This is a genomic window from Kibdelosporangium phytohabitans (assembly GCF_001302585.1).
GTDB classification, from domain to species: Bacteria; Actinomycetota; Actinomycetes; order Mycobacteriales; family Pseudonocardiaceae; genus Kibdelosporangium; species Kibdelosporangium phytohabitans.
Genome location: NZ_CP012752.1, coordinates 784,616 through 808,135 on the forward strand (window position 1 = coordinate 784,616; position 23,520 = coordinate 808,135).

Genomic DNA, 23,520 nt, shown 5'->3' on the forward strand with positions numbered 1-23,520 from the left:
CTTCTGGGTTGGCGGGTGTTGTGGGCAAATCCGCGTAACCCCCGAGGGGGAGAAACGGCTGCTCAACGCGACAGTCGTGCTCGCACTGTCGTCCCGCCGCCCGCGATGCCCGTCGCCGCCAGCGCGATGATCGTGAACAGTCCCGCGGTCTCGGCTGAGGCCTCGTCGATGATGAGCGAACCGGACCGGCCGACGATGAAACCCGCGTACAGCAGCCAGCACTGCAAGCAGGTGGCCAGCGCGCCGATCACGGTGGTGATCGCCGAGACACCGGCGACGGCCATGGCGAGGGCGAACAAACCGATCTCGTGGCCGGTCGTGGCACCGGCGAGCGATGCGGCCAGGGTGGCGAGGATGCCCGCCGCGAAACCCGCCGCGGATCCCAGCGCTCCGGAGATCCTCGGCCATCTGTGCATGTCCTTGGCACCTCTCACCATTGGACTCACCCACGGCGGCCGGGTTGCGGCACCCGGCGTCGACGGGGCTTTGACGCGGTGGGCAGGTTCTTTTATGTCGTCTTGATCCCACCAGGTGGAAGACCCTGGTACGAGATCTACCCGATCGTGTGAAAGGGGAAGCGGTTACGCTGAGTTCGTCCCGGTGCGAACGAAGGAGATGGACATGAGCGCGACCGTCGGCGACCTGGTCGAGGATTTCGAACTGCCGGACTCGACGGGAACACCGCGGCGGCTGACCGAGTTCCTGGAGAAGGGCCCGGTCGTGTTGTTCTTCTACCCGGCCGCGATGACCAAGGGCTGCACGATCGAATCCTGCCATTTCCGCGACCTGGCCGCGGAATTCGCGCAGCACAACGCCCAGCGCGTCGGCATCAGCGCGGATTCGCCCGACAAGCAGCGCCAGTTCTCCGACCTGCACAGCTTCGACTACCCGTTGTTGTCCGATGTGGACGGTGTGGTCGCCGGGCAGCTCGGTGTCCGCCGCAAGCTCGGCATCGGCCCGCTGAAAACCCGCCGGATGACCTTCGTGATCGGCACGGACCGCAAGATCCTCGCCGTCATCCGCTCCGAACTGGACATGAACGGTCACGCGGACCGCGCGCTGGAAACCCTCGCCGCCCAGAACTGAATAAGCTGTCCCCGTGGCGGTGATCTTGGTGACGGGCATGTCGGGTACGGGGAAGTCGTCGGCGCTGAACGAACTGGCACAGCGCGGATACCGGGTGGTGGACACGGACACGGGCGGCTGGATCGAGGACCTCCCGCTGCCTGACGGCTCCGGCACGGAACCGCAATGGCGTGCGGACCGGATCGACGCGCTGCTGACCGAACACGAACGGTCGGGCGAGCCGCTGATCATCCAGGGAACGGTGTGGAACCAGAGCACGTTCTACCCGCGGTTCGACCACGTAGTGCTGTTCAGCGCGCCCTTGGACGTCATGCTCCAACGCATCGCCGGCCGGGACACGAACCCTTTCGGCAAGACCGCGGCGCAACGCGCCCGGATCACCGCCGACAAGGAAGAGATCGAACCGCTGCTGCGTGAATCGGCGACCGTCGAGATCGACACGAGGAAGCCCCTCACCGAAGTGGCGGATCAGCTGGCCGCCCTCGCCGGACCACCATCCCGGCACTGACGCTGCGCGGTGTTTCAGGACAAGGCTGCCTGCCGCGGAATGAGCTCCGTGTACGGGGATTCTTTGCCTCGCTGGAACTCCTTGGCGAAAGCGCTTTCGCCGATGGCGGCTTCCACAGCTGCCGTTATCCGGTCCACGTCGTAGCGCTGGCCTTTCGGCAATGGATGGCCGACGGATTCACGGGCCGCCGCTGCCGCGCCCAGCAGTCGTGCGGCTGAAATGTGGTTGCCTGCCTTGGCTTCTGTTCCCGCCAGGCCTTCCAGCGTCAGCGCCATCGCCCGCGGGTCGTCCGCGGTGCTGGCGATTCTGTGTGCTTCCAGGTGCAACGAAAGGGCTTTTTCCGTTTCACCCCGGTGTTCGGCTACGAACCCGAGTTCGGCGAGAATCAGCGAGCTGCCCAGTTCGTAGCGCTGGTTGCGGTGCCACGCCAGGACGTTCAGCAGGTGTTTCTCCGCCGTCGCCAGATCACCCGACTGGCGTGCGCCCAGTGCCAAACCGGTTTCCGCGTACATCTCAGCGGGTTTCAGACCGTGCTCCGCACCGATCCGCCGCGCCCGCTCGTGCAGGTCCCATGCCTTCGCGTGGTTCCCGCGCAGCATCTCGATTCGGCCGAGCCAGGACAGCTGGTAGGACACCTCCGGGTTCAGGCCGAGCTCTTCGGCCTTGTGCAGGCCGTCGAGGTGCACTTCGCTCGCACGGTCGTAGTCGCCCGCGATCTCGGCCAGCGTGCCGACGCTGAAGGCGACCTGGAGTTGCCCCCAGCGTTCACCGAGGCTGTCCAGCAGCTCGGCGCTCCTGGCCGTCTCACGGTAGGCGGCGTCGAAATCGCCGCGATAGCGATGCAGGTTCACGCGGTCGATCAACGCGACCGCGATCCCCCAAGTGTGGTTCAACGCCTCGAACTCGGCCAGCGCCTGCTTGGTCAGGCTCTCGCTCGGCGACACACCGCCCATGGTCGTGGTCACGTAACCGAGGAACCACAGCGCCATCGCACGGTCGGTCGGGTCCTTGATCTCGTGGGCCACGCCGAACGCCGTGTCCTCGACGACCTCGCCGGCGAGGATCGCGAGCCCGGCGTCCCACGCGAGCACCACCGCGCGCAGATCCGACGTCTCGCCGGGGATCTCCAGCACCTGGCGGATGGTCCTGCGGGCCTCGGTCAGGCGCCCGCGCAGGTACCAGTACCACGTCATCGCCTTGACCAGACGCAGAGCCAGCGGGGCTTTCTCCCGCAGCAGAGCGGTTTCCAGCGCTCTGCGCAGGTTGGCCGACTCCAGGTCGAGACGGTCAAGCCACTCGCGCTGCTCACTCGTGCGCAGCTTCGCGTCGGCCTGCTCGGCCAGGCTGACGTAGTACTCCGCGTGCCGCAGGCGCATCGCGTCGAGTTCACCTGCCTCCTGCAACTGCTCGACGCAGTACGCCACAACGGATTCGAGCAGGCGGTACCGCGGTCCCGCGCCGCTGACCACCAGTGACCTGCCGACCAGGTCCGCCACGTGGGTCAGCACGTCCTCGGGACGCACCTCGCCACCGGCGCACAACGCCTCCGCCGCGGCGAGGCCGGCACCCTCCACGTGCACAGCCAGCCTGCGCAGGACCACCTGTTGTTCGGCCGACAGCAGCTGCCAGCTCCAGTCGATCATCGCCCGCAGCGTCCGCTGCCGCGCCGGTCCGCCGCGGCTTCCGCCGCCCAGCACACGGAAACGGTCGTCGAGCCGGACGAGCAGCTCGTGTGTCCCGAGCGCGCGGACCCGGGTCGCCGCGAGCTCCAGCGCGAGCGGGATGCCGTCAAGGCGACGGCAGATCGCCGCGATGTCGGCCGCGTTGCCCGCGTCCAGTGCGAACCCGGGCGCCGTGGCAGACGCCCGCGCCACGAACAGCTGCACGGCACTGAACGCGCGCACGTCGGAAGCGGCCACGCTGGCCGCGCTCGGCACGTCCAGCGGCGGCACGTTCCACACCACCTCGCCCGTCACGCCGAGCGGTTCCTGACTCGTCGCCAGGATGCGCAGCCGCGGCACTGCCCGCAGCAGCCGGGCCGCCATCGTGGCGATCGGCTCGACCAGGCCTTCGCAGTTGTCCAGCACGAGCAGGACGTCCTTGGCGGACAGGTACTCGGCCAGCCGGTCGAACAGCGCCCCGCGTTCCTCGTGGATCCCGAGCGTGGCCGCGGTGACCTCGGCGACGAGGTCGTCACGCGGGCAGCTCTCGGGCGTGCCGTGCTGGTCGAGACCCGTGAACTCGACCAGCCACGCCTCCGGCACCTGCCGCGCGGTCTGCAACGCCAGCCGTGTCTTGCCCACGCCACCGGGACCGGTGAGCGTCACCAGCCGGGTCTCGCCGATCAACGACAGCACCGACTGCACGGCCGTGTCCCGGCCGACCAGGTCGGTCAACGGCTCGGGCAGGTTCGTCCGCACCGCGGACCGGACCCGCACGTCCAGCGCCGGGTCCTGCCGCAGGATCCTCGAATGCAACTCGACCAGCTCGGGACTGGGCGTCAAGCCCAGCTCCTCGTCGAGCAACGCGACCAGCTGCCGGTAGCTGTCCAGCGCCTCGGTCTGCCTGCCCGCGCCGTACAGCGCACGCAGCTGGAGGCCGCGTAACCGCTCGCGGAGCGGATGCGCGGCCACCAGCTCGGTGAGCTCACCGGCTGCCAGGCCGTGCTCGCCCAGCTCCAGCCGCGCCGAGAACCACTCCTCGAACGCGGCCAGCCGTTCCTCGGTGAGCCGCTGGATCACGGGGACCGCGAACGGCTCGTCCGCGAAGTCCGCCAGCGCCGGGCCCCGCCACAAACCCAACGCGCCGGACAACAACGTCGCCCGCGTCCGCGGATCGGCCGCGTCGCGCGCACGCGCGGTCAGCTCCCTGAACCGCGCGACGTCCACATCGACCCGCATCACGTAGCTGCCCGAACGATGCGACACCAGCAGCCGCCCACCCGGCTCCGCGTCCTCAAGCGCCCTGCGCAGCTGCGAGACCTTGGTCTGCAGCGTGTTGGCCGGATTGCCCGGCAGCCTGTCGCCCCACAGGTCGTCGGCCAGCCGGTCGACCGGGATCGGCCGTCCTTCCTGGACGAGCAGGTCCGCCAGCAGCACGCGGACCTTCGCCTCGGGCACGCGCACCTCGCGCCCGTCAGCGGTCCACACGGCCAGCGGCCCCAGCACCCCGAATCTCACATTTCGAAGGTAGCGGGTGCCACCGACAGTTTCCCGTGCGCGGACCCGCAGCGATCCGTGCGCGGCGCCTCGCAGAGTGGGGACATGCCAGATCTCAGCAAGCCCGCGGTGACGGTTCTCGGGCTCGGCGACATGGGAAGTGCCCTGGCCAGGGCGTTGCTCAAGGCCGGATACCCGACGACTGTGTGGAACCGCACACCAGAGAAGGCGAAACCGCTGGTCGAGGCGGGTGCGACACATGCGCCCACGGTGGCCGACGCGGTAACCGCCAGCAGGCTGGTGATCGTCTGCCTGCTCGACTACAAGTCCGTGACCGACGTGCTCGACACCGCACGCGACGCACTCACCGGCAAGGTCCTGGTCAACCTGACCAACGGCACGCCGGGCCAGGCCCGCGAGCTGGCCACGCGCTATGACGTCGACTACCTCGACGGCGGCATCATGGCCATCCCGCCGATGATCGGAGCGCCTCCCGCGTTCGTGTTCTACAGCGGCTCACGCAGCGCCTTCGACACGAACAAGCAGGTGTTCGAAGCGTTCGGTGGCACGAATTACGTCAGCACCGACGCGGGGTTCGCCGCGCTGTACGACATCGGGTTGCTGAGCGGTATGTACGGCATGTTCGTCGGAGCCCTGCACGCCCTTTCGCTCGTCACCTCGGCGGGCGTCCCGGCGCAGGAGTTCGCGCCGCTGCTCAAGCAGTACGTCAGCGCGATGCTCGGGTCCATCGACGGTATGGCCGAACAGATCGACAAGCAGGACTACGCGATCGACGTCGTGTCGAACATCGGCATGCAGTCCGAGGCGTACGTGAACCTCACGCTGTCGGCCGAGGAGCTCGGGATGAGCCCCGAACTGCTGGCTCCGCTCGGCCCGCTGATGGCGCGCCGGGTCGCGGACGGGCACGGCCACGAGGACATCGCCGGTGTGGTGGAAATCTTGAAGAAGGGGAAGAAATGATCACAGTCATCGGCCTCGGACCGATGGGTCAGGCGATGGTCCGGAGCCTGCGCAAAGCCGGCCAGGAAGTCACGGTGTGGAACAGGACCGCGTCACGCGCCGAGGGCCTCGGCGCCACGATCGCGCCCACCGTCGCCGAAGCGCTGGCGGCCAGCGAGCTGGTGATCCTGAGCCTGACCGACTACAAGGCGATGTACGACATCCTCGGTGGCGAGACCATCGGGGGCAAGGTGATCGTCAACCTCAGCTCGGACACGCCCGACAAGACCAGGGCGGCGGCGCGGTGGGCCGAGGAGCGCGGCGCGACCCTGATCGGCGGCGGCGTCATGGTCCCGGCCGAACTGGTCGGCACCGACAAGGCGTACGTGTTCTACAGCGGCCCGGAGGACCTCATCCGGCAGTACGAGCCGCAGCTGGGGATCATCGGCGCGGTGAGGTACGTCGGCACGGATCCGGCACTGGGCCAGCTGTTCTACCAGGCGCAGCTGGACATCTTCCTGACCGCGCTGGCGTCCTACCTGCACGCCACCGCGCTGGTCGAGGCAGCGGGCGTGCCCGCGGCGGAGTACCTGCCGTACGCGGTGGAGAACTTCGACATGGTGTCGTACTACCTGCCTGAGGCGTTGAAGCACATCGAGGAAGGCAAGTACCCCGGCGACGCGGCCAACGTGATCATGATGGGCGCCACGGCCGACCACATCGTCGGGGCGAGCAACGAGTCCGGTGTGGACTCAGCGCTGCCGTACGCGGTGAAGTCCATGTACGACAGGGCGATCGCGAAGGGGCACGGCCGCGACAACTGGACCAGCCTCTACGAGGTGGTCAAGTCGGCAGCCGCAGATCGTCCGGCACAGGGACGTTGAGCGCGGTGAGGAACTCGGCGGTCTTGGCTTCGACGAAGGACTCCACCTCGTCTTCGTCCTCGTCGTCGCCCCACTTCTCCGGATCGTCCTCGGCCAGGAAGTCGACCAGGTCGTCCGATGTGACCGGGGACACGCCGAGTTCCTCACGCCAGGCGGCGAGCCCTTCGGCCTCACGGGCGACGTCCGTCGGGTCCGAGGCGTTCTCGTCGTCGAAGTAGACCCGGGGCGTGACACCGATGTAGGCGACACCGGTGCCGGGACCGGGCGGGTGGTAGCTGATGATGGCGATGTCGCTGTCATGGACGTCGACCATCAGCCACGGCCCGGTCGATTCGGGCCGGATGTCGGCGTCGTGCGCTGTCCACGAGTCGCCGTCGTACAGATACGTACCGAATAACCCCACCGCAGCACCCTAAGCGGCGGCCCGCCCAGTCTCAACATCCGGAAAATCACGCGCGCTGGTACTCACCGGGAGTGATGCCGTAACAGCGGCGGAACCACCTGGTCAGATGGGCCTGGTCGGCGAATCCGGCCCGGCTCGCGGCCTCGGCCGGAGAGATGCCCGCGACGATCAGGCGGCGAGCCGCGCGCAGGCGGAGTTGCCGTTGGTAGTCACTGGGAGACATGCCGTAGGCGGATTTGAACGCCCGGTACAACGCGAACCGGCTGCACCCGGCCGCGTCCGCGAGGTCGTCAGCCCCCAGCGGCTCGAGGTACGCCTCGTCGAGCAGGTCACGGGCACGCCGGACGTTCGGCAACACCGGCGCCGCCTCGGCGGACGGGTGCAGCGCGGCACGGCGAACGAGCGCGGCGACGGTGTCGGCGAGCGCCTCGTCCTTGGCCAAGGCAGTCGCAGACGGGGACAGACTGCGGTACATCCGGTCCAGCGCGTCGGCCAGGACAGGGTCGTACAGCACGGGTTCGGCGAACAGCGGCAACCCGGCCGGTCGCCCAGCCTGGTCGGACAACACGTCGGCGATCAGCGACGGGCCGATGTGGATGATGCGGTACGTGAAGCCGAGTTCGTGCCCGGCACGCCCGTCGTGCGGCTCATCCGGGTTGAACGCCATCACCATGCCCGCCGCGCTGGTCCGGCGTGACCCCCGGCAACCGAAGACCTGCGCGCCGAGTTCAGTCAGGCCGAACGAGTACGTGTCATGACTGTGCATGTGATAGCTGTGCTGGTCGAAATGGGCGTGCATCGTCTCGACCGGACGATCGGCCATGCGCTGGTAACGGACCCACTCCACGGTTCCATTGTGCCTCGCGCACGAGCGTTCAAGACCCAACCGTGAACACCGCACAGGATGGCCACTGTGCGTACGTATCTGATGCTCGTGCTGGTCATGGCGTTCTGGGGGAGTGCGTTCGCCTTGTCGAAGATCGCGGTGCACGACGTGCCGCCGCAGGTCGCGTCGTTCTTCCGGTTCGGGCTCGGCGCGGTCGTGCTGCTGGTGTTGCACAGCGTGTTGGTCCGCAAGCGGGTCGGCGGCCCGGACCTCGGCAAGCTCGCGGGCCTCGGCGTGGTCGGGATGTTCGCGTACAACTCGTGCTTCTTCCTGGCGCTGTCGCTCGCGCCCTCGGCGGACGGCAGCGTGATCATCCCGGTGTGCTCACCAGTGATCACGGTCGCGGTGACCGCGCTGATGGGAAGGCGGACGTTGACGGTTCGTTCGGTGAGCGGCCTCGCGATCGCGGTGGCCGGAGCCGCGGTGTTCTTCGTCGGCATCTCCGGAGGCGGGTCCGGCCGGATCCTCGGTGACCTGCTGTTCCTCGCGGCGGCCTGCTGCTGGGCGACGTACACGATCTGCGGAGCGCCCCTGCTCGGCCGATTGCCCGCGCTGACAGTCACGACGTTCGCGGCGGCCGCGGGCGCGTTGGGGCTGGGAGCACTCGCTGTGCCGTTCTTCGCCGACGTCTCATGGTCCACTCTGGACGCTGGCTTCTGGCTCAACCAGGCCTACTTGGCGACACTGCCGACGGCGTTGGCGTACGTCATGTACTACCAGGCAGTCGGCCGCGTCGGACCGGCGACGGCATCGTCGGCGATGTTCCTCGTGCCCGTGTTCGGCCTGCTCGGATCGTGGATCGTGCTGGGTGAGTCGATCACCCCGGTGCAGGCGGTCGGCGCAGCGGGGATGCTGGTCGGGGCGTGGTTGGCGACCATGGGCGGCGGTGCCGTGCGCAAGCACCGCCGCCCAGTCCAGGTGGCCAGCGCCTCGGCGTGACCCATCGAAAAACGCGAAGCACCTCAAACCGACGGTGCCACCGTCAAATCCACTTGTCCACAACCGACCAGTAACCCCCTTGACCAGCCGTCACCCCGTTAGACTGGAGCAGGGACGCCCCCCGGGTTGGGTGGGGGACTGTTTGTATAGGTGTAGGGGTTTCAAAGGTTTCGGTGTTCGGCTCGCGATGGTTTGCGTGTGGGGCGGACTGGCGCTGGGGTTCGCTTGTGGTGCGGACCAGCCGCCCACGGTTTGCGCGAAGGGCTGTCCGGTCGGTTGAGTGACACTGAACTCGCAGCGGTGAGTGTGCCAGCGCGGACCGGGCCGCTATGGCTTGGGCAAAGACCGCCTAGCCGGTCGAGCGGTAGCCAGCCCTGAGCGGTGAGCGCGTTAGCGCAGATGTGGGCTTCGGGGGTGCTCCTGCCCGTCGGCCTGGGCGTAGCCCAATCACACGTGTCCAGAGGTCCGCCTGCGTTTGTCGCGGGCATCAGCGCAGGCACAACGGGCCTCTTGACGCGTGTGGTTGCCTCCGGCAGGCCGTCGGGCAGGAGCGCCCACGCCTTCTCAGTACACGCATCAAGGTCTCGGCTGTGGTCTGGAAGAACACCCACCGCCGCCTCCTGCCTTGAGGTCTGCCTCCCGGCGAGGGACCCGCTTGTTCCGTGCTCACATCCCAGCTATGACCCGGTGTGTCGAACGCTGCGGTTCAGTGCACGGAACAAGATGTCCCTCGCCGGGAGCAGACCTCGGGGCAGGAGCGGGTGGCCGGTGTCCTTCGTCTCCACAGCCCCGGCCCCAGGGGTGTGTCCTTCGATGCGCGGGCGCTCCTGCCCGACGACCTGCCCGGAGGAAACCACGGACTGTCAAGAGGCCCGTAGGGCCTGCACTGATGCCCGCGAGAAACGTAGGCGGACCTCCTGACAGACCGTGGTTGGCGTAGCCCAGGCCGACGGGCAGGAGCACCCCCGAACCACCCCTCCGCGCTGGCGCGCACACCGCTGCGGGACGGTCTGCGCTGCTTGGGCGCGAGCCGCTCGGGGCCGGTTCTGCTCTGGCGCGCGGGCCGCTGTGGGCTGGTTCTGCGCTTGCGCATAAGTCGCCAGCGTGCAACACGAACAGGCCGTCCAACCTCTCGCCGGTACTCGCCTATGAGATCTTTGTGTAGGTATCAGTGCGTTAGAAGGGGGAGTGTCATGGCAAGGCAGAACATCTCTTCGGGTGGTCGTTTCGAGCCGGTTTTCGGTTATAGTCGGGCGGTTCGCGTTGGCAATCAAGTGTTTGTCTCGGGCACCACCGCTCGTGATCCGCACCTCGACGGAACTGACGCCTATCAGCAGGCCAAGGCTGTTCTTGACATCATCAACGCCGTGCTGGCGGAGGCTGGTTCCAGCCCGGCTGCCGTTGTGCGGACGGTTACTTACGTGACCGACATCGGTGATGCTGAGCTCGTTGCCAAGGCGCACAGCGAGGTTTTCGGTGATGTGCTGCCTGCTGCGACCATGGTTGAGGTGTCTGGTCTCATGGATCCGCGGATGAAGGTGGAGATCGAGGCGCACGCGGTCGAGGAGTGATTCACCGCGCGCCGCGGGCGTATGCGGCGTCGAAGGCTTGATCGCCGATCGCGCGCCGGGCGGTCGCGGTGATTCTGTCTACATCGGACCGCTCGGCTGCGGGTAGTGGCGCGCCGGTGCTTTCCCGCGCGGCTGCTGCTGTGCCGAGCAGTTCGGCCGCTTTGGTGGGGGCGCCGTTGAGTGCGTGTGCTCCTGCCAGGCCTTCCAGGGCGAGTGCTATCGCGCGGGGGTCGCCGGTTTTCTCTGCCCCCGCCAGTGATTTCCTGTGCAGTTCGAACGCTGCGTCGGCGTCGCCGCGCAGTTCCGCCACGAATCCGAGTTCGGCGTAGACGAGTGCGTCGCCGGGCGGGTGGTCTGATTTGAGCTGCCATTCGACCATGGCGGCCAGGTGTTTCTCGGCGAGGTCGAGTTTGCCTTCCCGGCGGGCGCCGAGCGCCAGGCCGAACTGGGCGTGCACCACGCCAGGCTCGTAGGAATGCTCGGCGGCCAGCCGCATCGCCCGCTCGTGCAGCTCCCACGCGGCGGCGTAGTCACCGGCGAGCAGGCGCAGGCGGCCGAGACCGGTGAGCCGCTCGGAAACGTCAGTCCACAGGCCGAGTTCCTCGGCGATGCGCAGGCCGTCGGTGTGCAGCTGTTCGGCGTGTTCGTAGTCGCCGGTGATTTCGGCGAGGGCGGCCAGTGGGGACACCACTTGCGACAGGCCCCAGCGGTCGCCGATCTCCTCCAGCAGCCGCACGCTCCGTTGCCCGGCCGTTTCCACAGTCGCCAGATCCCCGCGCAACAGCGCTTGGTCGGCACGAACACCGAGCGCCACCGCCTCGCACCACGGATCGTCCGACACCGCCGCGAGGGAACGGGATATCAGGTCCTCACTCGCGGTCAGCTCCCCGGCCACGTACAACGCGTAGCCGAGAAACCATTGCGATCGTGGGAACTCGACGGCGTCACCGTACGGTTCATACGTGCGCAGAGCCGCTTCGCACGCGGCCACGCGGTCAGTTCGCTGTCCTGCAAGCAGATCCAGGCCGAGCTGCCACACCTGTGCTTCGGCGCGCAACGCGGGCGAGCCGCCCAACGCCAGTGCGGCGGTCAGGGCACGGGTCGACTCGCTGCGCCTGCCGCGCAGGAACCAGTACCCGGTGAGCGCGTTGGCGAGCCGCAACGCCGGATCCGCGTCGCCGTCACGGAGCATGCCGTCCAGCGCGGCACGCAGATTGGCCGATTCACGGTCCAGCGTCGCGATCCACTGCCGCTGACCAGGACCGTAGAGCTCGTCGGACGCCTGCTCGGCCAGCCGCAAATACCAGGCCTGGTGGCGGCCACGGGTTGCCGTGTCCTCGCCTGCCTCGGCGAGGCGTTCGGCGCTGTACTGCGCGACGGACTCCAGCAGGCGGTACCGCGGCTGAGGATCGTGTGCGACGACGACAAGGCTACGCTGGGCCAAAGTTGTGAGCTGGTCGAGCACATCCAGTCCGCTCACCGCCTCGGCGGCGGCCAGTGTGCAGCCATCGACGTGCACGGAAAGCCTGCGCAGAACCGTTTGTTCCTGCTCCGACAACAGGCCCCAGCTCCAGTCGAGCACCGCGCGCAGTGTCCGCTGGCGCGGTGGAGCGTCACGGTAACCACCGGTCAGCAAACGGAACCGGTCATCGAGCCTGGCCACCAACTCGGCCACCCCGAGTACGGGTACCCGCGCGGCAGCCAGTTCCAACGCGAGCGGGATGCCGTCGAGTCGTCGGCAGAGCTCCGCCACAGCCGAGTCCGCGGAGATGCTGTGGCCCAACGCTTTCACACGGTCGGTCAGCAACCGGACGGCATCCGGTTCGTCGAGCGGGGGCACGGGATACCGCACCTCTCCTGGCAGACCGAGCGGTTCCTGGCTGGTGGCCAGCACGCGCACACCAGGAGCCGTTCGCGACAACCGTGACACCAAATCCGCGACCTGAGTGACCATGTGCTCGCAGTTGTCCAGGACAAGCAGGAGTCGCTTGTCGCGCAACGCCGTCAGCACCAAATCGGCCGGCGCGAGTTCCTTGTACTCACGGACACCCAACGCGGCGAGGACAGCTTCGGCGACCGAACCCGCCGAGGCCAGCTCGACCAGCCACACACCGTCCGGCATGTTCACGCGGCGAGCGGTTGCGAGCGCCAGGCGTGTCTTGCCGACCCCACCGGAGCCGGTCAGCGTGACGAGGCGTTCCGCGTCGAGCAGCGCGCCGACGCCGGCGAGTGCCGAGGCGCGGCCGACCAGCACCGAGACGTCGGCGGGCACGTTGGTCCGTGCCTTGGTCAGCGCGGTGTCCTGCCGGAGGATCTCCTGGTGGAGCCGCACGATCTCCGGGCCGGGATCGATCCCCAGCTCGTCGCCGAGCCGTCTGCCGAGTTCCCGGAAGCTCGCCAGCGCCTCACTCTGCCGCCCAGCCAGGTACAGGGCACGCATGTGCACCGCGCGCAGCCGCTCGCGCAGCGGGTGCTCAGCGACCAGTTCGGCGAGCTCGCCCAGGTCCCATTCGGTGAGAGCCGCCAGCCGGTCCTCGATCGCGGTGAGCCGCTGTTCGGTCAGGCGCGTGATGACGGGCTGTGCGAACGTCGAATCCGCGAAGTCCGCGTACGCCGGGCCACGCCACAAGGCGAGCGCTCGGTCCAGCAGGTCCACCTTCGCCCGCACGTCGGACGTGGACCGGGCCTGTGCGGTCAGCGTGGCGAACTCGGCCGCGTCCACGTTCCCGGCGAGCAGCCGGTAACCCGCGGGCGTGGATTCCACGAGCGTCCGGTCGCCCAACGCGCTCCGCAGCTGGGCGACGCGCACCTGCAGCGCGGCAGCCGGATCACGCGGCGGTCGCGTACCCCACAGGTCCTCGACCAGCCGGTCGGCCGAGACCGGTTGTCCCTGGTGAACGAGCAGGTCGGCGAGGAGAAGACGGACCGCGGCGCGGGTGACCGTGATCGGCTCACCGTCCGGAGCGTGCACGGTGAGCGCCCCGAGCACGCCGAATCGCACGGTTCAGAACAATAGCTTGGTAAGTCGTTGGTAGGCGGTCGAGCGCACGCTCGCGGCATGGAGACAACTGTGTCCCGGGCGGGTGCCCGGGAGTGGCTCGGTCTCGCCGTGCTGGCTTTTCCGACACTGCTGCTCGGCATGGACGCGACCGTGCTGTACCTCGCGATGCCGCGCCTCGCCGCCGATCTGCGGCCCACCGACACCGAGATGCTGTGGATCGTCGACAGCTACGGCTTCCTGATCGCCGGCTTCCTGGTCACGATGGGCACGCTGGGGGACCGGATCGGCAGGCGCAAGCTTCTGATGATCGGCGGGACCGCCTTCGCCGCGGCTTCGGTGCTCGCCGCGTTCGCCCCGGATCCGCTGTTGCTGATCCTCGCCAGGGGCCTGCTCGGTGTCGCCGGGGCCACGCTCGGTCCGTCGACGTTGGCGCTGATCAGCACGATGTTCCCGGCTGCGCAGCGCGGCACCGCGATCGCGCTGTGGGCCACGTGCTTCTCGGCCGGGATCGCCGTCGGGCCGATCGTCGGCGGGCTGCTGCTGGAGTGGTTCTGGTGGGGCGCGGTGTTCCTGCTCGCTGTGCCGTTCATGGCCGTGCTCGTGCTGTCGGCGCCTGCCCTGCTGCCGGAGTTCCGCGACACCGAAGCCGGGAAACTGGACTTGACCAGTGTTTTCCTGGCGTTGGCCGCGGTGCTCCCGGTGATCTACGGCATCAAGCAGCACGGCGGTGTGGCCGGGAGCATCGCCATCGTCGCCGGGCTCGGGTTCGGTGTGCTGTTCGTCGCACGGCAGCGCAAGCTCACGCATCCGTTGCTGGACCTGCGGATGTTCGGCAGCCACTCGTTCAGCGTCGCGTTGATGACGCAGCTGTTCACGATGACCGCGATCGGCGGCGTCTACCTGTTCGTCACGCAGTACATGCAGCTGGTGCAGGACTTCTCGCCGTTCGTGGCCGGGCTGTGGCTGATGCCGTCCGCGCTGGTCCTCGTGGTCAGTTCGATGGCCACACCGAAGCTGACGAGCAGGTTCGCGCCCGGGTACGTCGTCGGCGTCGCGTTGATGCTGGCCGCGATCGGGTTCGCCGTGCTGGCTCTCGCCGCGGGACTCGCCGCCGTGGTGGCCGGGTTCTCGTTGTTGTACCTCGGAGTGGGACCGATCATGGCGCTCGGCACGGACCTGGTGATCGGCACGGCACCGCCGGAGAAAGCCGGTTCGGCGGCTGCGATGTCGGAGACCGCGATGGAGTTCGGCATCGCGCTCGGCGTCGGTGTGCTCGGTGTCATCGGTACGGCCGTCGCCACCGACGGGCAACCGTTGCTGGAGGCCACAGCGACGCGGTTCACAGCCGGACTGAACGTGGTCGCGCTCATATGCGCGGTGGTCACGGCGTTGCTGTCCGTGCTCGTGCTCCGGCTGCTGTCCCCGCGCGCGAAGGCAATAGGATCCGATGATGCGATTAGGACAGATCACGTGTCCGTCCGGCCACCTGGTCGTCGCTGATGGGGGTTATCTGGGTGCGTGGTCCGGCGAGCGTTCGCCCGCCGAGATCGACCCGGTGCTGCTCGAGATCGACGATCCACGGCTGGCCAAGGAGATCTCCGGAGCGGTCGACTTCGCCATCACCGGACCGGACGCGGAAGCGGCGGCGGCCGCGTACGACAGGCAGGCGGGCGTGTCGCTGTACGACATCCCGATGTCCCACGTGCAGGACCTGCCCGCGCAGTTCGCGGAGTTCTGCCAGGACCAGGGATTCGACGCCCGAGCCGAGCCTCAGCCGGAGCGCGTGCCGCACCGCGAGCGTGTCCGGCGCAGCATCTCCCGAGGTGACGGCGGGTTCTTCGTCTTCGGCGTGCCTGTGGTGACGGTCGGCGGATTGCCCACCGACCGGCTGTTACCGGTCGAAGCGACCAAGCACGACTACGGCGAGCACGGCGTGCGGCTCAAGGACATCACTGTGCGGATCAGTGAGGAACCCGTGACACGCAGTGAATTCCTCGGCCGCGTCGGTGTGGACTGGGCACGGCTGTCGTTCGCCGACGCGGACGCGTTGGGTTCGTGGCGTCACCTCAGGCCGGTCGACGGCAAGGCGGACGTGGCCTTCTGGGGCCGGGACGAGCAGGAAGCCGCCGAGGGGCACGGCGCGTCCGCGTTGCCGGGAGGCGTCCACGGCTGGGAGAACCTCGGTCTGGCGGAGGCGATCGAGCGCTACGAGACCGTGGAGGCGTGGCTGGCCGCGAACGACAAGCTGGTCAAGCTCGACTTCCGGCCGCACTCGCACCACTGGCGGGTGATGCGGGACGTCCGCGCGGCCGAGACCGGCTCCGGTGAGATCGAGGTCGGCGGCGCCCGGATCGTGTTCGCGATGACCGACTGGGGTGACGGCTTCTACCCGACCTACGCCGACTACGCGGGTGACCAGCTCGTGGCTGTCCGGACAGTGCTGGGCGGCCACGTCTAGGCTCGTGGTGTGATCGACCGGATTGCGGACCTGCGGGCACGTGCCCAGCGCGCCACCAGCGTGTTGCCGTTGGTCACGACGGTCTTCGGGGCCGCGATCCTCGGCGAGGCCGCGCTTGTGCTCGGCCTGTGGTGTCTCGGCGTGGACGAACCCGCTGCCGGCCCGTACGTGCCCAGTGACTTCTACTGGCCGCTCGTCGTGCCGTTCTGCCTGGCGGTCGTGATCCACAGAGGACGACGGCAGGCCGCCGCGGTGGGTGCGACGTATCGCCATACCCGTGTGGCGCTGGTGATCGCGGCCACGGTGTGCCTGACGGCAGTCGCGCCGCTGGTTGCGCTTGTGCTCGACCAGCGTGTGTCGATCGTGCTGCCCGGCGGCGACCCAGGGGCGTTGTTGCGATGCGTGTTGGCGTTGGGGTTGCTTGTCCTCGCGTCGCTGGAGCGGCGTTGGGGGACCGCAGTGGTCGCGGTCGTGGCGTCCGGGTTGACCGCGGGGCTGTGGCTGACGACCGCGAGTCTGCATGTGACCGGTACCAAGGCCGAGTTGTTGCCGCTGTTCGCGTCGGTCGTGGCCGCGCATCTGATCGCGCCTGGCCTGATGCTGCTGTCGTCGAGCGAGCGCCGGGCGGTGCCGGCATGAACCTCACGGGCGATCTCGATGACGCTGTGCACCAACGCATCCGGCTCGGCATGCTCGCATTGTTGCGCGAGGTCGACCGCGCCGATTTCACGTTCCTGCGCGACACGCTGGAACTGACCGACGGCGTGGTGCACCGGCACCTGAAGGTGCTGGAGGACGCCGGTCTCATCGACGTCGAGAAGGGCTACGAAGGTCGTAGGCCGCGTACCCGGGTCCGGTTGTCCAGCGCGGGGAAAGCCGCGCTGGACAAGGAAATCGCCGCCCTCAAGCGGATCGTGGAACGTGTCGAGCGCGCTGCCGGGGCCGAACCGGCCTGATCACATCGCCCGCAGCGCGTTGGTCGCGCAGTGCAGGCCACCGCCGCCGGCCAGGTGATGGGTTCGCCAGTGGTCGACGAAGTCCACCGCGTACCCCGCTTTCGCGTAGGCCGCCGTGATCGCGGAGCGGAACACGGGATTGTGCGGATCCGGCGCCAGATAACGGTTTCGGTCCAGCACGATCCCGTTGACGGCGGTCGGCAGCAGCCCGCCCATGCCCGCATGGGCGATCGACTGTTCCACCTTCGGGATGTGTTCGAACAACGCCGGGACACGCACGACATCAGTGACACCGGTTTCCTTGCGCAGCACAGCGAGGTTCTCCTCGATGCGCTGTGCCACGACCTCGTTGGCTCCGGTGTGGTTGGCCAGCGTTTCGGCAACCGTCGGTGATTCGCGGACGAACCGGAGTTTCGCCCAGTCCAGCAGGATCGGTTCGCCTGGCCGGAAACCGTCGACCAGTTTGGTGTCGCCGGGCAGCGCGCGCAGCAGCTCGAGGCCCGCCAACGGATCCGCGACAGCGATTCGCCAGCCACCCGGCTTGGGCAGGAACTGCACGAACTCGTCCACGTGCGCGTTGGCCAGCCACGACGTGTCCAGCAGCAGCGGATCGCCCAGCAGGGCACGCAGTCCGGCGTTCGGCAGCTCGTCCGGCCGGTTGCCCATGACCACGCGGCCTTCCGGGCGTCCGCGGTACGGCGGGATGGTCTCGATGTTGCCGCCCGCGTCCACGCTGGAGCCTGGCCCGTGCACCTGAACCGCGCCGATGTCGGGACCACGCAGCACGATGCCCGCCGCCAGCGGTGTGTGGATCATGATTCGCATACGCCGGTCCCCGGCGACCGCGTAGGCCGGTTCCAGCACGTCCTGCGTCCAGATGTCGGCCATCTTCACGTGCCGCACCGCGACCGGGCTGGCTTCGTCGAGCCGCTGCAGGAAGGCGGGTTTCGCCGCGCGCCGCAGCTTGAGCAGTTCGCCGACGACGCCTTCGCTCTCGGTCGGCGCGGCCAGGTCGTCGGTCACCAGGACTTCCTGGGCTTTCTGCAGGTGGTGGTGCGTGCGCAGCGGCGCGACCCGCAGCGGGACGACCTTCTTGCCGATCGTCAGCTCGATCCGGTCCGGTGTCACGGCCGTCGCCTCGACTCCCAGCGTGCCGTGGACTTTCTCGCCGGGACGGACCAGTTTCCAACCGTCACCGCGTTTGACGAACAGGTGCGCGGGGCCGCGTACGTCGACCGCGGCACGGTAGGGCAGACGGACCGTGGTCAGATCGTCGGCGTCGCGACTGCCGTTGACCACCTCGTCCGTGCTGTCGTTGCACGCGGGGGTTGTGCCGCAGCGCAGGTCGTCGTCATCCACGTTGGGTAACACGACTCCGCCTCGCGCGACCTGGACCTCCATATGCGGTGCCACCACCACGCTCGCCATCACGGCAAGGGCTCCCCAGAACATGCCCCTCCTTCAATCTCAAAAGTACTTCAGAAATTGAAGCTAGCATGGCCGAGGTACGCGCCGAGCTCGGCAGCAGCGGCGAGCATCGCGCGTCCGCGTCGAATGTGCTGGTCACGCCAGTCGTCAAGGACCGCTTGCAGCGGTTCGACACCACCGGCCGCACGCACCTGGTCGAGTACCCCGGCGATCTGGTTGAGCAGGTAGCCGCCTCGCCTGAGCTGGTGCGTCAGCTCCGCGTCCCGGACATCCGCCGCCGAGTAGACGCGGTAGCCCGTCTTGGGGTCGCGACCCGGCCGGACCAGGCCCGCCTGCTCCCATTTCCGCAGGGTCGCCGGACGGACCCGCAGCTGGTGGGCCAGCGCGCCGATGGTTTCCGCATCGGATTCGTCCGGCGGCGTCAGGTCTTCGAGCGCGTTGCGCACGGCGACGAGAGTCTGCCGATCCTTGCGGAGCTGGTCGTGGCTGTCGTCGACGAGCGCGAGAGCCCTGTCCACCTCACCGCCGTTGACCGCGCGCATGATCGCCGTCGCGGCCTGGTAGCCGTGCGCCGGGATCAGGGCGAGGAACGTGCCCAGCGCCTTCGCGTGCAGCGGTGTGTACGTGCGGTAGCCACTCGGCGTGCGATCGGCGGGCGGCAGGATCCCGGCTTCCTCGTAGTTCCTGACCGCCTGCGTGGACAGGCCGTACTGCCTGGCCAGATCTATCGGCCTGCTCATGGTGTTGAAGCTTATCCCGGAAGTCGTCGTCATACCGCAGGAGAAGTTTCAACTGGATGTTCAACGATACGGTTGAGGCCATGGTGATTGAGGAAGCAGGGATGGCACTGGCCGAGGATGTCGGGCCCGCGATCAACGCGTTTCTGGAAACACGGCCCACCAGCCCACGGGTGCTCGCGATGGGGGAGCCGACGCATTGGCTGGAGGCGTTGCCGCGCTTGCGCAACCGCGTCTTCCAGCACCTCGTCGAGCACCACGGCTACCGCGCGCTGGCGATCGAAAGCTGTTGCATGAAGGGCTTGGTCGCGAACGCCTACGTCGTCGACGGTGCGGGGACGGTCGACGAGGCGCTGGAGAACGGGTTCAGCCACGGTTTCGGCCAGTTCGACTCGTCGCGTGAACTGATCGAGTGGATGCGGGCGTACAACCAGGACCACGGCGACGACCCGGTCCGCTTCTTCGGCGCCGACGGGCCGCTGGAGATCACCGAGGCGGCCAGCCCGCGCGAGGCGATCACCGGGCTGAACGCGTTCTTCGGGTCGCCGTACGAAGTGGACGATCTGCTCGGGCCGGACGAGCGCTGGACCAATCCCGACGCGGCGATGGACCCGACCCAGTCCGTCGGCTCGTCCGACGACGTCAGGCAGCTGCGGCTGATCGCCGACGACCTGCGGGCGCGGGTCGTGACCGAGACGCCGCGGCTGGTCGCGCAGTCCCGTGACGACTGGTGGCTGGCCAGGCTGTACGCCAGGACCGCGAACGGTTTGCTGCGCTACCACGAGAACATGGCTTGGAACTCGCCACAACGGATCCCGCGGCTGCTGGCCATCAGGGACGGGATGATGGCCGAGAACCTGAAAGCCGTCACCGAGTACGGCAAGACAATGGTCGCCGCGCACAACAAGCACCTGCAGCGTGAGAAGTCCGTCTGGGAGTTCGCCGACGCGGTGCAGGAGTGGTGGAGCGCCGGCGCGATCGTCAGCGCCGAACTCGGCGACCAGTACGCCTTCCTGGCCACCGCGATCGGGACTGCCGCCGACTACGACATCGGTGCACCTGCCCCGGACACCCTCGAAGGCTCGCTGTCCGGCGACTGCGTCCTGGAATCCAGCCGCATCGACACGACCGGTCTCAGGATGCGCGACGACAACGACCACCGGTGGTTCCCCATCGACCCCGCCCACATCAAGGACACGGACGGGATCGTGTTCATCAAGGACGTTCCGCGGCAGTCCGACTTGGCATCAGCATCAACGCGACCACACTGAGCACGGCGATCACGACCATCGCGGTGAAGACGTTGTGCGTGGCGTCGAACAGGGCGCCACGCACGAACGCCGACACCGGGGAATCGTCATGGGCCCCGAGGACCAGGCTCGTCGCGTCAAGGCTGTCCGGCAGCTTCCCGGCAACGTCCGCGGGCGGGTTGGCGAAGCGGTCGGCGAGCGTGGCGTTGGCGATCGCACCGAACACGGCCACCCCGACCGCGCTGCCCAGCGAACGGGCGAACATGTTGGTCCCGGTGGCGACACCACGCCGTTCCCACCCGACCGACACCTGCACGGCGATCGTCGACGGGCTCGACGCCAGACCGAGGCCGACACCGACGACGAACGCGACCGCTCCGGCCATCCACACCGCGGTCGCCGGGCTGAGCAGCGTCGTCAGCACGGAGCCGGTGATGGCGAACACCGCGCCGACCATCGCCGTGTTGCGCAGGCCGATCCGCATGTAGGCGTGACCGGACAGCGTTGCCGCGATCGGCCAGCCGATGGTCATCGCGGCCAGCGTGAACCCCGCGACCAGCGCCCCCGTGCCGAGCACGCCCTCGGCGAACGTCGGCAGGTACGAACTGAGCCCCATCATCAGCGCGCCGACGATCAACGACATCATGTTGCCGCCGACGATCGTGCGGTTCTGGAAAACCCACAACGGCAGCACCGGTTCGGCGGCTTTGCGTTCGACGAAACCGAAGGCGACCAGCGCGGCCACCCCGACCGCGAAGATCAGCACGCTCGGCACGGAGTTCCACGCCCACGCGACGCCGCCTTCGAGCAGTCCCAGCAGCACGAGCGACAGGCCGATGGTGAGCAGTGCCGACCCGAGGTAGTCGATCTTGTGCTTGCTCCTGGTGATCTTCTCGTTGAACTTGCGCATCAGCACGAACACGGCCAGCGCGCCGATCGGCAGGTTGATGAAGAAGATCCACCGCCACGACACGTATTCGGCGAACACCCCGCCGAGCGCGGGACCGATCAGCGACGACGCCGCCCACACGCTGGTCGCGTAACCCTGGACCCTGGCGCGTTCCTCCAGCGTGTACAGGTCGCCGAGCATGGTCATGCTGATCGGCTGCACGGCACCCGCGCCGATGCCCTGGATGGCGCGCGCGGCGATCAGCACGGGCATGCTCCACGCGGCACCGCACAGCACCGAACCGAGCAGGAACACACCGATGCCGAAGAGCAACACGGGTTTGCGGCCGAACAAATCGGCGAACTTCCCGTAGAGCGGGGTCGTGACGGCCTGCGTCAACAGGTAAATGGAGAACAACCAGGGAAATTGCGAGAACCCGCCCAAATCGGCTACAACGGACGGAACAGCGGTCGCGATAATGGTGCTGTCGAGCGCGACCAGCGCGGTGGCCAGCATGATCGAACCAAGGATCGGTCCGCGTTCGGAGCGCAACCCCACAGCGGTGCGCGCGACCTGAGTCATGGATTTCCTCCCAGTAGACCGACAACCATGATCTACCTGGAGTAATTCCAGAAGCGGTGTGAAGTGCGCTACTTTTCCGGATAGCGCAATTTCGCGTCAATCACCGACAAGTCCCGGAACGGGTCAGTGCGGTGCCCGTCGGTAGACTGGCCACGACACCGACGAGGGGAAGCGCCGATGTTGACCTCCGTTCTCGCAGCTCAGGCTGACGAACAATCACCGATCTTCAACCCGGTCGCGCTGATCGAGGTCCCGCTCGGCCTGGTGATGTTCGTGATCCTGTACCTGGTCATCGCGAAGGTCGTCGCCCCGCGTTTCGAGAAGCTCTACACCGAGCGGCACAACCGCATCGAAGGCCGCGTCGACGAGGCCGAGACGCTGCAGGCGCAGGCGCAGCAGGCGTTGGAGCGCTACCAGGCGGAAATCGCGGCCACGCAGGCGGAGGCCGCCGGTATCCGCGACGAAGCCCGTGCCGAAGGCAACCAGGTCCTCGCCGAGGTCCGCGCCCAAGCCAAGGCGCAGGCGGACCAGCTCGTCGCGGAAACCCGCGCCGACCTGGAGATCCAGCGGGCCCAGGTGAAGCAGGAGCTGGAGCCGGAGGTCACCAGGATCGCCGTCCGGCTCGCCGGTCGCGTGCTCGGCGAACCACCCGCGGACGTGGAGGCGGACGCCCGCCGCCGCGGCACGATCGACCGCTTCCTGGCCGAGCGCTGACGTGATCGATCCGCACGGCGAACTCGCCGGCTTCTGGCAGGAACGTCACCTCTGCACCCTCACGACCATCCGGCGCGACGGCACACCCCACGTCGTCCCGGTTGGCGCGACGCTCGACGCCGAAGCCGGGATCATCCGTGTCATCACCTCCGGTGACTCGGCCAAAGCCCGCCGGGTCCGTGCCGCCGGTCAGTCCGGCATGCCCGCCGCGATCTGCCAGGTCGACGGCCGCCGTTGGTCCACCATCGAAGGCGTCGTGGTCGTCCGCGACGACGCCGACTCCGTTCGTGACGCCGAGAAACGCTACGAGCAGCGATACCGCACGCCCCGCGTGAACCCCAAGCGAGTCGTCCTGGAGATCACGATCAGCAGGACGCTCGGCACGGTCCGATGAGCTCTTCGAGTGAATGACCTGCTGACCATGAACAGGCCTGCGGCAGCATGAAGAGTCATGCACGAGCGGGCGATCGACCACCTGCGCAAAGCGGGGCAACGCCGGCCGTTCGACCGTGCCGACCGCCTGATGACCGTGGGCGCCAGCAGTGCGGAAGTGCTACTCATCGAAGCCGGTGCCGTGAAGGTGCTGCTGTCGGCGGGCAACGGGTCCGAACTGATCGTGGACCTCTACGGCCGGGGTGAGCTGATCGGGGAACTCGGCGTGCTGAGCGGCCGACCGCGCAGCGCCACCGTCGTCGGGCACATGGCGGGCGCGGCCGTGCACATCCCCGGCGCGCGCTTCCGCGAACTGGCCAGACGGCACGCTGACGTGTTGTTGTTGGTCAACGACACACTCGACCGACGGCTGCGCAACGCGGACGGCAGGCAACTCGCCATGGCGTCCCGCGAAGTCCCGAACCGCGTCGCCTACCAACTGTTGGTGTGGGCCAAGGAACACGGCGAACGCACCCCGGACGGCCTGCGGGTGCGGGGCATCACCCAGCGGGAGCTGGCGCAGACGGTCAACGCGTCGGAGAAGTCCGTCGACGCGGCATTGCAGGTGCTGCGAGCAGAAGGCCTCGTGCGCACCGGCAGACTTTGTTACGTGTTGCCGGACGCGCGCCGGCTCGCGGAGAAACTCGCTCGGCCCGACTGGAAACCCGGGCGCTGAAG

General features: G+C 68.1%; 22 protein-coding genes. 14 read left to right on the forward strand and 8 right to left on the reverse strand.

Annotated features, from left to right (window positions below):
* Positions 1-62 precede the first annotated feature (62 nt).
* On the reverse strand, positions 63-416 hold the full coding sequence (locus tag AOZ06_RS03750) for a hypothetical protein (protein WP_157232786.1): 354 nt from the start codon (positions 414-416) through the stop codon (positions 63-65).
* A 199-nt stretch (positions 417-615) separates the two neighbouring features.
* Between AOZ06_RS03750 and AOZ06_RS03755 the strand changes: the two genes are divergently transcribed.
* Together AOZ06_RS03755 and AOZ06_RS03760 are read left to right on the forward strand one after the other, a co-directional pair.
* Positions 616-1,086 carry a peroxiredoxin gene (locus AOZ06_RS03755; protein WP_083471483.1) on the forward strand — a complete coding sequence of 157 codons (471 nt, stop codon included), beginning with the start codon at positions 616-618 and terminating at the stop codon, positions 1,084-1,086.
* Between the two features lie 13 nt (positions 1,087-1,099).
* A complete protein-coding gene (locus tag AOZ06_RS03760; protein ID WP_157232787.1) occupies positions 1,100-1,594 on the forward strand; it encodes an AAA family ATPase in 495 nt (164 codons plus the stop codon).
* Between the two features lie 14 nt (positions 1,595-1,608).
* Here AOZ06_RS03760 and AOZ06_RS03765 read toward each other — a convergent pair whose 3' ends face one another.
* A complete protein-coding gene (locus tag AOZ06_RS03765) occupies positions 1,609-4,773 on the reverse strand; it encodes an AfsR/SARP family transcriptional regulator (RefSeq protein WP_054288131.1) in 3,165 nt (1,054 codons plus the stop codon).
* 84 nt (positions 4,774-4,857) lie between these two features.
* On the opposite strand from AOZ06_RS03765, the gene AOZ06_RS03770 reads away from it, so the two are divergent.
* Both AOZ06_RS03770 and AOZ06_RS03775 read left to right on the forward strand, forming a co-directional pair.
* Positions 4,858-5,733: an NAD(P)-dependent oxidoreductase gene (locus AOZ06_RS03770; protein ID WP_054288132.1), complete on the forward strand. Its 876-nt coding sequence runs from the start codon at positions 4,858-4,860 to the stop codon at positions 5,731-5,733.
* A complete protein-coding gene (locus tag AOZ06_RS03775; RefSeq protein WP_054288133.1) occupies positions 5,730-6,596 on the forward strand; it encodes an NAD(P)-dependent oxidoreductase in 867 nt (288 codons plus the stop codon). Before AOZ06_RS03770 ends, AOZ06_RS03775 begins: the two co-directional genes overlap by 4 nt.
* Here AOZ06_RS03775 and AOZ06_RS03780 read toward each other — a convergent pair.
* Positions 6,556-6,999, reverse strand: coding sequence for a hypothetical protein (locus AOZ06_RS03780; protein WP_054288134.1), 444 nt, complete (start codon positions 6,997-6,999; stop codon positions 6,556-6,558). The two genes, AOZ06_RS03775 and AOZ06_RS03780, sit on opposite strands and share 41 nt — an antisense overlap.
* 46 nt (positions 7,000-7,045) lie before the next feature.
* Positions 7,046-7,846, reverse strand: coding sequence for an AraC family transcriptional regulator (locus tag AOZ06_RS03785; RefSeq protein ID WP_218921928.1), 801 nt, complete (start codon positions 7,844-7,846; stop codon positions 7,046-7,048).
* A gap of 66 nt (positions 7,847-7,912) precedes the next feature.
* On the opposite strand from AOZ06_RS03785, the gene AOZ06_RS03790 reads away from it, so the two are divergent.
* Together AOZ06_RS03790 and AOZ06_RS03795 are read left to right on the forward strand one after the other, a co-directional pair.
* A complete protein-coding gene (locus tag AOZ06_RS03790) occupies positions 7,913-8,824 on the forward strand; it encodes a DMT family transporter (RefSeq protein ID WP_169798841.1) in 912 nt (303 codons plus the stop codon).
* 1,193 nt (positions 8,825-10,017) lie between these two features.
* Complete coding sequence (locus tag AOZ06_RS03795) at positions 10,018-10,395, forward strand: RidA family protein (protein WP_054288136.1); 378 nt, start codon at positions 10,018-10,020, stop codon at positions 10,393-10,395.
* Position 10,396: 1 nt separating this feature from the next.
* On the opposite strand, the gene AOZ06_RS03800 is transcribed toward AOZ06_RS03795, so the two are convergent.
* Positions 10,397-13,396 (reverse strand): ATP-binding protein, encoded by a 3,000-nt coding sequence (locus tag AOZ06_RS03800; RefSeq protein WP_054288137.1) that lies wholly within the window; start codon positions 13,394-13,396, stop codon positions 10,397-10,399.
* Between the two features lie 57 nt (positions 13,397-13,453).
* Here AOZ06_RS03800 and AOZ06_RS03805 point away from each other — a divergent pair, with 57 nt between their 5' ends.
* From AOZ06_RS03805 to AOZ06_RS03820, 4 genes are read left to right on the forward strand one after another with little or no spacing between them, the layout of a single operon-like run.
* Positions 13,454-14,896, forward strand: a complete 1,443-nt coding sequence (locus AOZ06_RS03805) for an MFS transporter (protein WP_054288138.1) — start codon at positions 13,454-13,456, stop codon at positions 14,894-14,896.
* A complete protein-coding gene (locus AOZ06_RS03810) occupies positions 14,847-15,854 on the forward strand; it encodes a hypothetical protein (RefSeq protein WP_054288139.1) in 1,008 nt (335 codons plus the stop codon). The genes AOZ06_RS03805 and AOZ06_RS03810 overlap by 50 nt, the downstream gene beginning before the upstream one ends.
* Before the next feature lie 9 nt (positions 15,855-15,863).
* Positions 15,864-16,493 (forward strand): hypothetical protein, encoded by a 630-nt coding sequence (locus AOZ06_RS03815; protein ID WP_054288140.1) that lies wholly within the window; start codon positions 15,864-15,866, stop codon positions 16,491-16,493.
* Positions 16,490-16,810, forward strand: coding sequence for a winged helix-turn-helix domain-containing protein (locus AOZ06_RS03820; protein WP_054288141.1), 321 nt, complete (start codon positions 16,490-16,492; stop codon positions 16,808-16,810). The genes AOZ06_RS03815 and AOZ06_RS03820 overlap by 4 nt, the downstream gene beginning before the upstream one ends.
* On the opposite strand, the gene AOZ06_RS03825 is transcribed toward AOZ06_RS03820, so the two are convergent.
* A complete protein-coding gene (locus AOZ06_RS03825) occupies positions 16,811-18,262 on the reverse strand; it encodes a protein-arginine deiminase family protein (RefSeq protein WP_083471484.1) in 1,452 nt (483 codons plus the stop codon).
* Positions 18,263-18,288: 26 nt separating this feature from the next.
* Positions 18,289-18,978 (reverse strand): TioE family transcriptional regulator, encoded by a 690-nt coding sequence (locus AOZ06_RS03830; protein ID WP_054288143.1) that lies wholly within the window; start codon positions 18,976-18,978, stop codon positions 18,289-18,291.
* 80 nt (positions 18,979-19,058) lie between these two features.
* Between AOZ06_RS03830 and AOZ06_RS03835 the strand changes: the two genes are divergently transcribed.
* Complete coding sequence (locus AOZ06_RS03835) at positions 19,059-20,246, forward strand: erythromycin esterase family protein (protein ID WP_218921929.1); 1,188 nt, start codon at positions 19,059-19,061, stop codon at positions 20,244-20,246.
* Here AOZ06_RS03835 and AOZ06_RS03840 read toward each other — a convergent pair.
* Positions 20,191-21,696 (reverse strand): MDR family MFS transporter, encoded by a 1,506-nt coding sequence (locus AOZ06_RS03840; RefSeq protein WP_054288145.1) that lies wholly within the window; start codon positions 21,694-21,696, stop codon positions 20,191-20,193. The two genes, AOZ06_RS03835 and AOZ06_RS03840, sit on opposite strands and share 56 nt — an antisense overlap.
* A 177-nt stretch (positions 21,697-21,873) precedes the next feature.
* On the opposite strand from AOZ06_RS03840, the gene atpF reads away from it, so the two are divergent.
* Genes atpF through AOZ06_RS03855 form a run of 3 tightly spaced genes read left to right on the forward strand, consistent with a single transcriptional unit; the run spans position 21,874 to position 23,518 of the window.
* On the forward strand, positions 21,874-22,410 hold the full coding sequence (gene atpF, locus AOZ06_RS03845) for a F0F1 ATP synthase subunit B (RefSeq protein WP_054288146.1): 537 nt from the start codon (positions 21,874-21,876) through the stop codon (positions 22,408-22,410).
* 4 nt (positions 22,411-22,414) lie between these two features.
* Entirely contained in the window at positions 22,415-22,804 is a 390-nt protein-coding gene (locus AOZ06_RS03850) for a PPOX class F420-dependent oxidoreductase (RefSeq protein ID WP_218922074.1), read from the forward strand.
* Between the two features lie 57 nt (positions 22,805-22,861).
* Positions 22,862-23,518 carry a Crp/Fnr family transcriptional regulator gene (locus AOZ06_RS03855; protein WP_054288148.1) on the forward strand — a complete coding sequence of 219 codons (657 nt, stop codon included), beginning with the start codon at positions 22,862-22,864 and terminating at the stop codon, positions 23,516-23,518.
* The last annotated feature ends 2 nt before the right edge of the window (positions 23,519-23,520 follow it).